General features: G+C 67.9%; 7 protein-coding genes. 5 read left to right on the top strand and 2 right to left on the bottom strand.

The window, feature by feature from the left end:
- The first annotated feature begins 149 nt into the window (after window positions 1-149).
- The 5 genes from CCS01_RS03905 (at window position 150) to CCS01_RS03885 (ending at window position 7,147) form a co-directional block, all read left to right on the top strand.
- Window positions 150-2,291: a mechanosensitive ion channel family protein gene (locus tag CCS01_RS03905; RefSeq protein WP_104517518.1), complete on the top strand. Its 2,142-nt coding sequence runs from the start codon at window positions 150-152 to the stop codon at window positions 2,289-2,291.
- A complete protein-coding gene (locus tag CCS01_RS03900) occupies window positions 2,272-2,976 on the top strand; it encodes a 2OG-Fe dioxygenase family protein (RefSeq protein ID WP_239991996.1) in 705 nt (234 codons plus the stop codon). The genes CCS01_RS03905 and CCS01_RS03900 overlap by 20 nt, the downstream gene beginning before the upstream one ends.
- Before the next feature lie 584 nt (window positions 2,977-3,560).
- Window positions 3,561-4,757: a PilZ domain-containing protein gene (locus CCS01_RS03895; protein WP_104517516.1), complete on the top strand. Its 1,197-nt coding sequence runs from the start codon at window positions 3,561-3,563 to the stop codon at window positions 4,755-4,757.
- A 132-nt stretch (window positions 4,758-4,889) separates the two neighbouring features.
- The gene (locus CCS01_RS03890) at window positions 4,890-5,561 is read left to right on the top strand and encodes a cysteine hydrolase family protein (protein WP_104517515.1); all 672 of its coding nucleotides are present in this window, start codon (window positions 4,890-4,892) and stop codon (window positions 5,559-5,561) included.
- On the top strand, window positions 5,558-7,147 hold the full coding sequence (locus tag CCS01_RS03885; RefSeq protein WP_104517514.1) for a regulator: 1,590 nt from the start codon (window positions 5,558-5,560) through the stop codon (window positions 7,145-7,147). The genes CCS01_RS03890 and CCS01_RS03885 overlap by 4 nt, the downstream gene beginning before the upstream one ends.
- Window positions 7,148-7,424: 277 nt before the next feature.
- On the opposite strand, the gene CCS01_RS03880 is transcribed toward CCS01_RS03885, so the two are convergent.
- Both CCS01_RS03880 and CCS01_RS03875 read right to left on the bottom strand, forming a co-directional pair.
- Window positions 7,425-11,045, bottom strand: coding sequence for an Eco57I restriction-modification methylase domain-containing protein (locus CCS01_RS03880; protein ID WP_104517513.1), 3,621 nt, complete (start codon window positions 11,043-11,045; stop codon window positions 7,425-7,427).
- On the bottom strand, window positions 11,042-13,984 hold the full coding sequence (locus tag CCS01_RS03875) for a helicase-related protein (RefSeq protein WP_104517512.1): 2,943 nt from the start codon (window positions 13,982-13,984) through the stop codon (window positions 11,042-11,044). Before CCS01_RS03875 ends, CCS01_RS03880 begins: the two co-directional genes overlap by 4 nt.
- Window positions 13,985-14,017 lie beyond the last annotated feature (33 nt).

Here is a 14,017-nt window from a genome sequence, read left to right as displayed (position 1 = left end):
CAGCCCGCCGCGCAGCCCGACCACGTGTTCGACATGGTGTTCGCCAAGCACAACGCCGCCGCCAACGGCTTCAACCGCTGGACCATCAACGGCACCGCCTATCCGGACACGATGCGCCCGCAGCCGCGCCCGCCGCGCAGCCCGCCCCGGTGCCGAGCACCACGATCGATGGCGTGACCATCCCGCTGGCACCCGACAGCCTCGGTGCCCAGGTGCTGATCTCGGCGGCCGCCTTCGCCAACCACCTCGGCAACAAGGCGGCCCGGGCGCTGGACACGGTGCAGAGCCTGCCCCTGCTCTATGGCTGGATGGTGGTGATGGCCACCAACCCGGTCGCCCTCCACCTGCTGAAGGACATCAGCTGGCGGGTCGCCGTCGTCCTCGCCGCCGCCATCGCAACGGACTACGGCCTGCGCTGGGCGATGCGCCGGCCGATCCTGCGGCTGGAGGCGCTAGCCCCGGCCAGGACGCCCGATGAACCACCGGAGCCGCAACCCGAGGAGGAGCAGCCGGACGACCCGCTCGCCCGCGCCGAGGCCGGCGAAAGCGAGGCGCCGGTGCCGCCCCGCCGCCCCTCGGCCTGGGCCTTCCTGCGCCGGTTGCCGGTGGTGCTGGGCCGCTTGGTGCTGGACCTGGTTCCGGTGCTCGGCATCGCCGTGACTGGGCACCTTGTCGCCGCCTCCGGCGTGGGCGGGCAGACGGTCAGCCGGCTGACCATCATGGTGGTGATCGATTCCTACGCCGCCTGCCGGGCCATCCTGTGCCTCGTGCGGATGCTGCTCTCGCCCCGCACCGCGCGCCTGCGGCTGTTCCATCTGAACGACTCGGCCGCCTGCTACCTGATGCGCTGGATCCGCTGGATGGTCGTCGTGGTGGTGCTCGGCTACGCCATCGGCGAGGTCGGGCTGCTGCTCGGGCTGTCGGACATCGCGCATGATGCGTTGACGAAGGCCATCGGCCTGATCGTGCAAACCAGCCTGGTGATCATCATCGTCCAGAAGCGGCGGGCGGTGCGCCGCTGGCTGCGCGCGCCCGAGGGCGCGACCGGCTGGGTCGCCAGGACGCGCGACCGCTTCGCCAGCGTCTGGCACTGGGTCGCGCTGTTTTTCGTCGTCGCCATCTGGCTGGTCTATGTGGTGGAACTGCCGCACGGCTACATCGTCGTGCTGCACTACTTCATCCTCACCTCGGCGGTGCTGATCGGGGCGCGGATGGTCCTGCTGCTGCTGCTCGGCTCGGTCGACCGGCTGATGCGGCCCGATCCCAACAGCACCACCCCATTCCCGGCCGCGGCCGAGCGGCTGCACGCCTACCACGCGGTGGCGTCCGGCGCGCTGCGGCTGCTGGTCTACGTGCTGAGCGTCGTCGGCCTGCTCCAGCTCTACGGCCTGAATACCTTCATGTGGCTGATCGGGAGCTACCTCGGCCAGCGCATCCTCTCGGCGGTGGGCACGCTGCTGGCGACGATCCTGATCGCGCTGGGCATCTGGGAGTTCGCCAACATCAGCCTGCAGCGCCATCTGGAGAGGCTGCAGCGCGAGGCGCAACTGACCAAGTCCGCCCGGCTGCGCACCCTGCTGCCGCTGCTGCGCACCGGCCTGCTGATCAGCATCGCCGTCGTCGCCGGCCTGATGATCCTGAGCGAGATCGGCATCAACATCGCCCCGCTGCTGGCCGGCGCCGGCATCATCGGCGTGGCCATCGGCTTCGGCTCGCAGAAGCTGGTGCAGGACCTGATCACCGGCATCTTCCTGCTGCTGGAGAACGCCATGCAGGTGGGCGACTGGGTCACCGTCTCCGGCCTGTCCGGCACGGTGGAGGCGCTGTCGGTGCGCACCATCCGCCTGCGCGCCGCCGACGGCTCGGTGCACATCATCCCGTTCAGCGCGGTGACCAGTGTCACCAATGTCAACCGCGGCCTGGGCAACGCCTCAGTCAACGTCAGCGTTGCCTACGACGAGGATACCGACCGCGTGTGCGCCGAGCTGAAAGCCATCGTCACCGCGATGCGCGCCGATCCGGACCTGTCGGCGCGGATGCTGAGCGACCTGCAGTTGTGGGGCGTGGACAAGGTCGACGGCGCCTCGGTGACGATCGCCGGGCAGATCGTCTGCACTGATTCCGGCCGGTGGCCGGTGCAGCGGGAGTTCAACCGGCGCATGAAGCGGCGCTTCCAGGAACTGGGGATCCGGATCTTCAACCCGATGCAGCCCGTCCCCGTGCTGATCCCGGGCGACGTCCGTGCCGCCAAAGGGGAGGAAGCCCATGGACATGCTCAGGCAGCTGACTGACACGCTGCGGGCCGACGCCTACCGGTTCGTCCCGGCGGCGGACATGCGTGCCCTGCTGGAACAGGCCGGGCCGCTGACCGACTGGCCCGCTTTCGCGGCGAGCTGGGACGACCTGGGACCGGACACCTACATGGCCGACGGCGGCCGCTACCGGAAGCGGCGCCACGCGGTATACCGCGCCACCGCCGACGGCATCGTCCGCCAGCCGGCGCAGCCGCACTACCAGAGCCGCGACTACAACCCGCTGAACGGCGGCATCGAGCGCTGGTTCGAGCCGGTAAGGCCGCCGATTGGCGCCGGGCCGACGATGACGACGGTGCTGGCGTTCTGCCGCACCCTGTTCGGCCGGCTGACCCCGGCAAGCGCCTGGCACGTGGAGGTGCACCAGTTCCGCATCGACGCCCGTTCCGGCGAGATCGGCCGCCCGACGCCGGAGGGGATGCATCGCGACGGCGTCGATTACGTGCTGGTGCTGCTCGTCAGCCGCCGCAACATCGCCAGCGGAATGACCTCGGTGCACGACCTGACCGGTCGGCCGCTGGGGCATTTCACCCTGACGGAGCCGTTTGATTCCGCGCTGGTGGACGATGCGCGGGTGATGCACGGGGTGACGCCGGTGGAGCCGCTGGACCCGGCCGAGCCCGGTCACCGGGACGTGCTGGTCGTGACGTTCCGGCGGGAATAGGGCGCGTTCGCGGCCCATGGCCGCTTTGCCGCCAGGCATCGGATTGCGAGACGGGGATCGACGGCTTTTCGGGCTGATCCGAGGACGTGAGGCGGCGCCGGTTGGGCGCCCGCTTCGCTGAACGCGCTGCTTGGTCGCATGCGCCTGGCCGGGCTGGTTCCGCCGGAGCCGGGGTGAGCCAACGTCCTGGCCAGCCGCACGGCAGCCAACGGACCGGTCGTAAAGCCGACCGGCGGCGTCTTCAGCGGTCGCCTCCGGCCAGAAGAAAAAGTCATCGTGTTGCTTGGGAATTGCTGTTGGCTGCATTCGGCGGCGCGACAAACGCGCTTGTTTGTCAGGCCGCGGAAAAATATTTGCGTTTGTGAACATCTTGCGCGAATATCGATTCCGTAGATTACAACGGCATCTTTCTGCTATTGCAAATGAAACGGAGGGTCGGCGGCATGGAGCCGATGGAGCAGCGGCGGGTGCCCGTCCGCGGAGGCAGATCCGGGCAGATCAACCGATGAACCGCCCGCATGGACAACGGCGCCCGGCCACCGATCACGAGGCTCCGGGCGCCGATCGAAGCATGAATCCTCCAGATGCCTGCGCCTGACGGCCGGGAGCGCAGAAGCGCGGTCCGTTACGACATGAATCACCCCGTCAAGATCTGGCGTCACGGCGCGGAATCAGGTGCCATCGTGACGATAATGAACGTGTCCCTGACAGGCGTCGCGGTGCGGCTGCCGGAGGACATGGCGTCCGGGCATGAGTTGTACGAACTGGACCAGGGTGACGAGATCCTGCTGTCCGGCCTGGCCACGATCCCGCTGGAGTGCTGGGTTGTCGCCCGGGACGGCGACGTCCTGCGCCTGCACTTCTTCGCCACGCCTGACGCGGAAATGTGGCTGCATGACCTGGTCGAGCAGCATGAGGGACACCCGTCTGATCCGGAATCCCTCCAGACGGCAACGCCTGCCCATCCGGAATCCCTCCAGGCGGGAGGCGCGGCGCGGCGGCGGCGGGCAAGCCTGGTCGCTGCGCTGTGCGTCCTGCTGATCGTGCCCGCCTGGCTGGCCTGGCGCTACGTCACGCCGGTGGACAGGCACGGGAAGCCTCCGCAGGCGTCCGGCGCCGCGGCCGCCCTTCCGGCGGACGCAATCGGCCTGCCGAGCAGCCATGCGGCGTCAAACGCTCGGTCCAACGCGCTCGTCATGGCGCCGGGACCGAAGTCCGAACAGACGTCTCCCGCGCCAGGCGATTCGCCGCAGGCGCGGATGTTCTTCCTGCTTGCGGCCAATACCACGTTCGACGTGCGTATCGAAGGCTCGGTCGGACGCCCGGGCGACCCGGTCAGCGCCGTCCTCGAGGCCGATATCCGCGACACCGGCACGGGCAGGCGGATCGTCCTGCCGCGCGCCACGCGGATCAGCGGAGACTATGTCGGGCAAAGCCGCGGCGACGGCGCGCCGGCAGGCATCGTCTGGAAGGAAGCCACCTTGCCGGACGGCAGGAAGCTCCATTTCTCTGCCAGGACAAGCGAACAGCGCCCGGGCGATGACATGCAGGACGGCGCCGAGCCGCCCGTGGCAGGCAACGCCTATCTCGTCAGTTTGTGGCCGCCGGCGGCTGCTGCATTGCCTGCGGGAGGAGGGGCGCCGCTGCCTTCTCTCGCGCAGGACCGGACCCGCGTTGTCGTGCGGGTGCAGCACGACGTTCTGCTGCCGGCGTATGACAAGAACGGTCGCGGAACCGCCGCCGGGGTGGCGGCGCGTCGCACGGAAACCGGCCGCCCGTAGGGGTGGGCCACGGCTGGCGCCGCCGCGGGCGCCGGGCGCGCCGTCGCCGGCCGGGGCGGGGCGAACACCGCGGCGGGAAGCTGGCCCTGAAGTTGCATCACGACCATTATTGAATTCCTGCTCGGAGGCGGCATGCTGGTCGAGGCGGAACCGTATGACTTCAGCCTGAGACTGTCGGCGGCGGCGCTGCTGATCATCGACATGCAGCGCGACTTCCTGGAGCCCGGGGGCTTCGGTGAAATGCTGGGCAACGACGTCTCGCAGCTTCGTCGCGCGATCGGACCAAACCAGGCACTGCTGTCTGCCTGGCGCCGGATCGGCGGGCTGGTGATCCATACCCGCGAGGGCCACCGCCCGGACCTGGCCGACCTGCCGCCGACGAAATATCGCCGCGGCCGCGGCGAGACCCGCATCGGCGACCCTGGCCCGATGGGCCGCATCCTGGTGCGCGGCGAGCCTGGCCACGACATCATTCCGGAGCTGTATCCCGCTGCCGGCGAGCCGGTCGTCGACAAGCCCGGCAAGGGTGCGTTCCATGCCACCGACCTGCACGCCATCCTGCAGAACCGCGGCATCGCGCAGCTTGTGGTGACAGGCGTCACGACGGAAGTCTGCGTCAACACCACGGTGCGGGAGGCCAACGACCGCGGCTACGATTGCCTGGTCGTTGCCGATTGCTGCGCGTCGTACTTCCCCGAATTCCACGATGCCGGCCTGCGGATGATCAAGGCGCAGGGCGGCATTTTCGGCTGGGTCGCGTCCTCGGGCGCGGTGCTGCAGGTGATCAAGGGAGCGGCAGGATGAGCGGAAACACGGCAACCGGCTTCCGGCCGAAACTCTGGGTTCCGGGCGACTGGAACGCTTTGTTCGGCTTTGGCACTAATATCCTGGTGAACATCCTGGTGCTGACCGGACTGCTGCGCTTCGTGCTGAAAATGCCCGATGCGCTGGTGTTCGGCCGCATCCTGCCGGCACTGGGCCTGATGCTGTTCCTCAGCACGGGGTATTACGCCTTCCTCGCCTGGAACCTGGCGCGCAGGACGGGGCGCAGCGATGTCTGCGCGCTGCCGTCGGGCATCAGCGTGCCTCACATGTTCGTGGTCACTTTCGTGGTCATGCTGCCGATCAAACTGGCAACGAATGATCCGGTCCAGGCATGGGAGGCCGGGCTGACCTGGGTGTTCGTGCAAAGTTTCGTTTTGATGTTCGGTGGGTTGGTCGGCCCCTATCTGCGCGCCATCACGCCGCGTGCCGCCCTGCTCGGGTCGCTGGCGGGCATTTCCATCACTTTCATTTCCATGAGTCCTGCAGCGCAGGTTTTCAATACGCCGATCATCGGGGTTGTCTGTTTCGCTGTTATACTGGCGAACTGGTTCGGCGGCGTGCGTTATTTCGGTGGTGTTCCGGGCGGGCTGGTGGCGATCGCGCTGGGGACGCTGATCGCCTGGGTCTCCACCGCGTTCGGGCTGGGCTATGGCGACCTGAGCGTGGGGAAGCTGGTCACGTCGGTCGCGAACTTCGGCTTTTCCGTTCCGCTGCCGGCGTTCCATTACACCTTCGACGGATTCCGCTATCTCGGCATCATCCTGGTGACGGCGATTCCGTTCGGCATCTACGACCTGATCGAGGCGCTGGACAACGTCGAAAGTGCCGCCGCGGCGGGCGACAGCTTCGCGACGATCCGGGTGCTCAGCGCCGACGGCGCCATCAGCCTGGTCGGTTGCCTGATGGGCAATCCGTTCATCAACGCCGTGTATATCGGCCATCCCGGGTGGAAGGCGATGGGCGGGCGCATCGGCTATTCGGCGATGACCGGGATCATCGTCCTGGTGCTGACCTGGTTCGGCATCATCGCGGTGATCAGCGCGCTGATCCCGGTCGTCGCGATCCTGCCGATCCTGCTGTATATCGGCATGCTGATCGGTTCGCAGGCGTTCCAGGAATCGCCGCACCGGCACGCGCCGGCGATCGTGCTGGCGCTGCTGCCGCAGCTTGCCGCCTGGGGCAAGACGCAGGTCGACAACGCGCTCGCCGCCGCCGGAACGAATGCCGCGGCGGTCGGCGTCGGCAAGCTGGCGTCCGTCGGGGTGCTGTACGACGGCCTGGCGACGCTGGGCGGCGGCGCGACGCTGGCCGGCATCATCCTGGGCGCCATGACCGTGTTCATTATCGACCGCGCCTTCGAGAAGGCCGCCGCCTTTGCCCTGGCCGGAACGATCCTGAGCTTCTTCGGCTTCATCCACGGCGCGGAAGGCATCGGCATCAACAGCGCGCCGACGGTCAGCGTGTCCTATCTCGGGGTCGCCGGCATCCTGTTCTACTGCGCCCGCTACGCGCAGTTCCACCCGGTGGTGGCCGAGGTACACGGCGCGACGGCGGAAGCGGACTGACACCAGCCGCCCGGATGTTCGACAGACCGGCACGGACGGTTCCTTCCGTCATGGCCGGCGCAGGGCGCATTGGCGCTAAAACAGGGGAGCGGGCGGCGCGGCCGTTTCCACACCGTCATGGTGGGCACAGGCCCACCACCCACGCCTTTGGCTGATATCAACACCGCAAGGCCTGGATGGCGGCCCGGAGCCTGTGCCCGGGCTTGACCCGGGTAGCCGCCATGACGGTGAAGACGCGTCGTTTCTTTGGTACTTCCGCCACGGCCGCTATTTCCGGTCAGCGTGAAAACGCTTCAGCATCAAACGCTGCCAGGCATGATGCAGCCGCATCCGGCCAGGAACGATGGGTAAAGCTGTTCAGTATGTGCTGGTATTCGACCCGGCCCAGTCCATAGGCCTTCGCCACGACCGCGTCGATCTGCGCCCGCAGAACGCGGCGCACCACCGGCCGATCCGGATTTGGCATCGTGCATTGGCCGGTTTGTTCCTGCCACAGAGCGGCATATGCCGCATGATTGCAGGACAGGCGCAGCGCCGCCTCGGCCAGGAAGCGCAGTTGGCTGCCGGTGAACTGCGGTACCGGCAGGGCATCCAGGATATAAAGGCTGAGATGCGTCGCTGCCTTCTGCCGCACCAGCCAGTCGAACGGGAAGGAATTGAACAGCGCACACAGCACCAGCGCATCGGCCGTTGCCCGCGCCCAAGGTGCCTTTTCCACCGTCGCGGTATGCCCAAAAACGGTCCCTGGCGGCGCCATGCAGGCGATCATCGTTCGCTCGTTGGTCGCCTGCGCGATGTCGCGGAACACCAGGCGGTAATGGCGGGCGGCCTCGGCGATCTCCGGCCGCAGCGTGCCGCTTGCCACGGAATAGCGCGGCGGGGTATCCCACGAATCGATATACTGATGGAACGTCTTGCCCTCGTGCAGCGTCAGGTCGCCAACGTCCGGGCGCAGGAGGCTGTGGGCGTCATCGGTCATGTGCAGATCGCGGCCAAGGCGCATGCGGCGTTTGGCGCACCACGGGCCGAGCCGGTTGGGTTGCGCGAACAGAAGCCGCGCGATCGCCAGGTCCGCATTCCCGCGCAGTTCCAGCGGGGTCAGGCTCGGACCACCGGACAGGCTGAGAAAGCCGCGGTCGTAGGTCATGATCTTCGCCGCATCCGCCGCATCATCGATCCGTTCCAGATAGAAGCCGCAAAGGAAGGACGTCGTCGGCCCGGGGCGATGCGCGACAATCAGGTCGAACTTGAACCGGCTGTCGATGTCGAAGACCCGGCGCCGGTTCTCGAACGACAGGCACCAGGCCAGCGCAGCCTGCTGGAGATACAGATGCCGCATTCCCGTGGTGCCTTCGTTGGCGTGGAAGGCGGACGGCACCAGAAGGCCAATCGATCCGCTTTCGGCGGCCAATTGCATGGCACGCTCGGAAAACAGGCGGAACAGGTCGAGATTGCCGGCAGTCGAATCGGTGCCGATGCTGATGCGCTGATGCTGATAGAGCCGGTTGGAGATGCGCTTCATGTGCTCGAAGCCCGATCGGTAGGCTTCGAACCGGGCAGCGACGTCGGGACAGGACAGGACGGCCTCTTCGATCTTGCCGCGAGCCGATCGGGTCTTGGCGGTACGCACCGAGGGATCGTAGGTCGCAACGAAGTCCTTGGTGTTGTGCTGCACGACATCCCAGGGCGGATTGCCCAATACGGCGGAAAAACCTGTGGGAAAGACCTCGGGAAACACCAGGTCCCACGCGACCGCGTCCTGTCCGGCCTGCAGCAGCGCAGTCTGACGCGCCGTCAGCATATCGGGCCAGGTGGCCGTAGCGGCGACATGCCTGGCCAACGCCAGCCAGTTGTCGTCGGCGTCGCGGTCCCGCAACATCGCTGCGCCGGCCCAGGCACAGGCCAGCCGGCGCAGCGGCAGCAGCACCGCATCCAGACGGGCCTTGACGGTCGCCTTCACCGCCAGATCCGCCGTATCACGGCCAATCGAGCCGTTCAGTTCGGCGACCAGGCGACGCGCCTGCTCCAGGCCGGCATTCAGCCGTTCGGAAACACCCGTTGCCAGCAGAGGATCCAGCGGCCCGCCAGTCACCGGCATGGTGGACAGCATAGTGAAAAACGGTCCGGTCAGCGCGTCGCCATGGATCAACCGATGATCGAGGAAGGTCAGCGGCAGGCCCTCAGCGTAGGACTCGAGCCACAGCGACAGCTTGGCAAGCTCGACCGCCAGTTTGTTGCGGTCGCAACCGTAGAGGCAGTGCACGGCAACCAGGCGGCGGCAGATCGCGCGGGCATGGGCCTCGGCGTAGCCGCGGCTCGGCAGGTACGGCGCAATGCTGGCGTCGGGATCAGGGATCTGTGCCAGGCGATCGTGCAGGCCAAGTTCGTCGCACCGGCGGCAGGCGGCCAGCAGCGCCTCGCCCAGGTGGCGGCAGGCTTCGACCAGGAAGTGGCCGCTGCCCGCCGCCGGATCGACGATTTTCAAGGTCAGCAGCGCGGCCGGGTTGGGATCGTCGTCCGGGCTGAGCGCGGCGATCCTTGCATCCAGCGTTTCGCGCACCAGGAAGCGAACGAATTCATGTGGCGTGTAAAACGAACCGGTGGCTTTGCGTCCGGGGCCGGCGCGCAGATAGAAGCGTCCGATACCGATATCGGCAGCGGCGCCGTCAGCCGGCACCACGGCCTCCAGCTTGCCGGTGCGCAGACGAATCAACGGCTCCGAAGCAATCGCCGGTTCCTGCTCCAGCAGCGCTTCGTAAACGCTGCCGAGATCTTCGACGTCGAGCGACCCATAATGCACGCGTATCCGCTCGCGGTTCTGTCCGGTGGTCCAGATCAGGCGATCAAGCAGGATGGCGACCGCACGATCGCCCCAGGACAGGCGGTCGAGCAACGGCGTGGCCCGGCCGCCGAACAGGGCGCCGCCAAGCGGGGTGATGGCGAGTTCAGAGCAGGACAGGCCGTCGCTGAAGCACCTGAACAGCAGTCGCAGCCCGTCCTCCAGCATCCGTCCGGTGTCATGACCATGATCCAGATGCCGCCGCACCAGAGGCGCGAGCGCAAAATTCGGCGACAGCGCCAGCCGCCACAGACGGGTGGAGGCGAAGCTGAAGCCGGCGCCAGGTTCGGCAGGGCATTCCAGCTTCAGGATGAACAACAGGCGGTAAACCAGCACCAGCCCTTCCTGCCACAGCACCGCCGGATCCACCGTGTTGCGATCGGGCATGTGGTCCAGCATGGCGTTGATGAAGCCGACAATTGCCTCCTGGGCCTGGCGGCGTAGTGCCGTGGTGACCTTCGTCTGATACAGCCGTGCGGAGTCCAGGATCTGGGGCAGGCGCGGCAGGCTGCCGGCACCCGCCAGCGCCAGCAAGACCCGGAACGAGTCCGGCGGCAGCGGACGGTCGCGCCAGGAGTCCAATGGAATCGCGAAGAAGCTGTCGGCGCGGGATGGATCGCAGAGCAGCAGCCGCAGCGTCTCGCCATTGGTCAGCAGCCCGGTGCGTTCGCCGCACGCCAGCAGCACGCGCTGGGCGACGCGGGTCGGACTGAAGCGATGGGATCTCCCGGCGGCATCCAGATCGGCGCCACGGTCCACCAGCCATGCCCGCAGCGATACGCCCTGCGCCTGCAACAACCAGCCGCCGTCCTCCTGCCCTTCCCGCGTTGCGATCCGGTCCTGTCGCACCGCGCGGCTGTAGCCAAGCGCGTGCGCCAGCTTCATGGTGATGCGCTGGTGCACCCGCTGCGAGCCGCCGCCACGGAACGCGCCGCGCATCACGTCCCAGTCCACCTCGATTGGCCGGGCAAGGTTCAGGACCTGCCCCATGCCGTCGCGCAGGAATGGCGCGGTCAGCGCGGATCCGGACAGGCTGCAATCATCGAGGTCGAGGGTCACGCCGCCGGCACCAGCATGAGCAATCCCAGGCGGCGGACTACCGGCTTCGGCAATGCTGCGCGCCGCGCCGTAACGGCTGTGACGCGCGCCAGGATATCGGCCGCTTCCCGGCGCTGTAGGGCAGGCACCGAAATGTCGGCGGCAAAGGCCGCCAGGCGCTGTCCCGGCGGCCGGCTGCACCGCCAGTCGTCGGTTCGCGGCACCGTATCGAACAGGTCTCCCACCGGATCGACGGGCGCGCCGCAAAGTGCGTTGGTCCGCTGGGTCAGCCAGGCGTCCAGGGTTGCGGCGGCGCGATCCTGCCGTTCCTGCCAGGTCGCCGAGAACGCCGCGGCAATTCTGGCGGCAACCGCCGCCGCCTGCGCGCCAGCCGCCTCCAGCGCCATGGGTGCCCAGCCGGCAAAACGGTCATGCCATAGTCGGCCGGACGGCACGGCCTGCCCTGCCAGCGTCAGGATGTCCGCTGGCTTGTCAACCGCGCCATCCGGCGTCAGCAGCAGCCCGAAGACCTTACGCAGCAGCGTGCCAGAGTGATCGCCAATCTCGGCATCGTAGGTTACCAGCAACGACAGGACAGCACCGCGGGCGGCGCTCACCCGCCCCGCCTGTCCGGCACGGATTCGTGCGATGGTACGACGGGTCAGCGGGTGGCTGCGGCCCGGATACAACAGCGTGCGCCCCTCCGCGTCACGGATGCGGGACGGATCGTTTGTCAGCCGGATCGTGCCGCTGGCGCGGTCAAAGCCCGGCAGCCCGTCCAGTTCAGCATGCCAGTCAGCGGGAACACGATCGCCACCTGGCAAGACTGACTCGACGAACGCGGCAAGATCGACGCTGCTCGATTGTTCCTCGGGCGACGTGGCCGGCATCGGGCCGCTGCCCATCCAGCCATGCCGCACGGCCATGTGGTCGAAGCTCTGGAAGGCCCGGTCGATCTCCCGCAGCAGGTCACGATAAGCCTCGCCGTCGCCGTCTTCGGCCGCCAGGTCCAGCGAATGGACCAGACGCGGCATCGAACTGAAGAGATCCTCGGCAAGTCCGCGCAGAAGCGGCTCCCCAAGGCGGCCTGGCTCAGCGGTGACCGCCAGCGTGTTCGGCATGAACGACAGGCAGGCACGGGCCTTTTCGTATTTGGCGATCAGCTGCAGCAGCAGCCGTTCCTCGAAGGTGCCGGCGAGATACAGGTAGCGGATTTCCGGGTCCTTCTGCTGCCCGTAGCGGTCGATCCGGCCGTTGCGCTGCTCCAGCCGGTTTGGGTTGTACGGCAGGTCGAGATGGATCAGATGACAGCATCGCTGGTGCAGGTTGAGGCCCTCGGCCAGGGAATCCGTGCTGACCAGGACGATCCCGTCCTCTTCCGCGCAACGTTCCGCCGCGCGCGTGCGATCGGCTTCGCTGTCGGCGCCACTGATCGTCAGCACCGTGCCCTCGAGACTGCGCAACGCCTCCACCGCCGCGCACTGGCTGTCGGCATACTCCGTATAGACGAGGATATTGGCGCCCGGGTGGTGCAGCCGGATCAGCCGTACCTCCAGCACCAGCGCCGCCAGTTTGGGGTCTTCGGTTTCGGCCGCCTCACCCAGGCGGATCAGGTCCTGGAGCTCTGATGCGGTGCCTGATCCGGCCAGGCTGGCCGCCATCTCTTCCGCCTCCAGCGCTGCAATTTCGGCTTCCTCGGCGGCATCCAGGACGCCGAACCGGGAAACGCGCCGGCGGTAAGCGCGCAGGGCCCGTTGCCGCTCCCGCCGTGCCGCGCCGCTTTCACCGCCGGCGTAGCGTTCCGCCACGACGCGGAGGGTCGCCACACACGCGGCGATGCTCGACATCGACCGCTTCAGCAGGCTGACGAAGGCGAGCGCGTCCGCCAGGCCGTTGCGGTCGCGCGACCGTCGCAGCCTCGGCGCCACCAGGGCCGACAAGGCACGATGGAACGCCTGCACGGCCGGCGCATCGGAGACGTCAACCCGCACCGGCACCACGACCCGTTCGCGGAACAGCGGCAGCCCGGTATGCGGGTCACGAATGTGCGACTTCAGCCGGCGGACGACATGGCGGCGATAGGTCGAGCCAATGAGGCGTCCGGACCCGTCCACCAGGCTGGGATCCAGCAATGCGATCAGCGAGGCGAAATGCGCATCGTGCCCGTCATGCGGGGTGGCTGTCAGCAGCAGCAGGCCGTCGGATCGCCGTGCCAGCACCTCGGCCAGCAGGCGGCGCTGGCTGTCCTCGCCCGGCCCGGCGCCGCCGGCGCAGTGATGCGCCTCGTCGATGATGACCAGGTCCCAGGCGGCGCGCTCCAGTTCCGTCAGCACGCGGTCGGACTTGGCGAAATCCATCGAGGTCAGGCACAGCGCCGTGGCCTCGAACGGATTGCCGCCGAGTTCCAGGCCGCGCCGTGCCTCCCGCAGGCTGGCGCCGTCGACGATAGGCGTGAAGCGCAGGCCGAAGCGCAGGCGCATCTCCTGCTCCCACTGCCGCAGCAGCGGGCCGGGCGGGCATGCCACCAGGATGCGGTGCGCGCGGCGGCGGACGATCAGTTCGGCGGCGATCAATCCCGCCTGGATCGTCTTGCCCAGGCCGACGCCATCGGCCAGCAGCAGGCGCGGCCGCACCATGTCCAGCGCCCGCAGCAGCGGCACGCGCTGGTAGGCTTCGATGGCAACTCGCCCGGGCGAGGCCGCCGGACCGGGTACCTGATCCAGCAGCCAGGCCGTATGATAGCGGCGCCAGTCGTCCAGCGAGCCAACGTCCTCCGGCCGCGGATCGGTAGACAGGATCGCCACCGGTTCAGCGGGATACAGCACATCCCATTCGAGGCCCTGGAGATCGCCGCTCGCGCAGGCGAGACGCAGGCGCTGCTGCGGCCCGAGTTGCTCGACCTCGGTCACATCCCATTCCAGGCCGCGGGCGGCGACCTTGATCCCAACCGACACTTCCATGCAGGGTCCACATCAGAACCCGGACACGGAACC

Origin of the sequence: Rhodopila globiformis, from assembly GCF_002937115.1 — a bacterium.
Taxonomy (GTDB): Bacteria; Pseudomonadota; Alphaproteobacteria; order Acetobacterales; family Acetobacteraceae; genus Rhodopila; species Rhodopila globiformis.
The sequence above is the reverse complement of the archived record's forward strand: the minus strand, read 5'-3'. Positions and strand labels throughout refer to the sequence as shown.

What these genes read in the sequence shown, in the direction of transcription:
- CCS01_RS03875 (WP_104517512.1), bottom strand. Translation starts at nt 13,984, where the DNA reads ATGGAAGTGTCGGTTGGGATCAAGGTCGCCGCCCGCGGCCTGGAATGG.
- CCS01_RS03885 (WP_104517514.1), top strand. Translation starts at nt 5,558, where the DNA reads ATGAGCGGAAACACGGCAACCGGCTTCCGGCCGAAACTCTGGGTTCCG.
- CCS01_RS03890 (WP_104517515.1), top strand. Translation starts at nt 4,890, where the DNA reads ATGCTGGTCGAGGCGGAACCGTATGACTTCAGCCTGAGACTGTCGGCG.
- CCS01_RS03895 (WP_104517516.1), top strand. Translation starts at nt 3,561, where the DNA reads ATGCCTGCGCCTGACGGCCGGGAGCGCAGAAGCGCGGTCCGTTACGAC.
- CCS01_RS03900 (WP_239991996.1), top strand. Translation starts at nt 2,272, where the DNA reads ATGCTCAGGCAGCTGACTGACACGCTGCGGGCCGACGCCTACCGGTTC.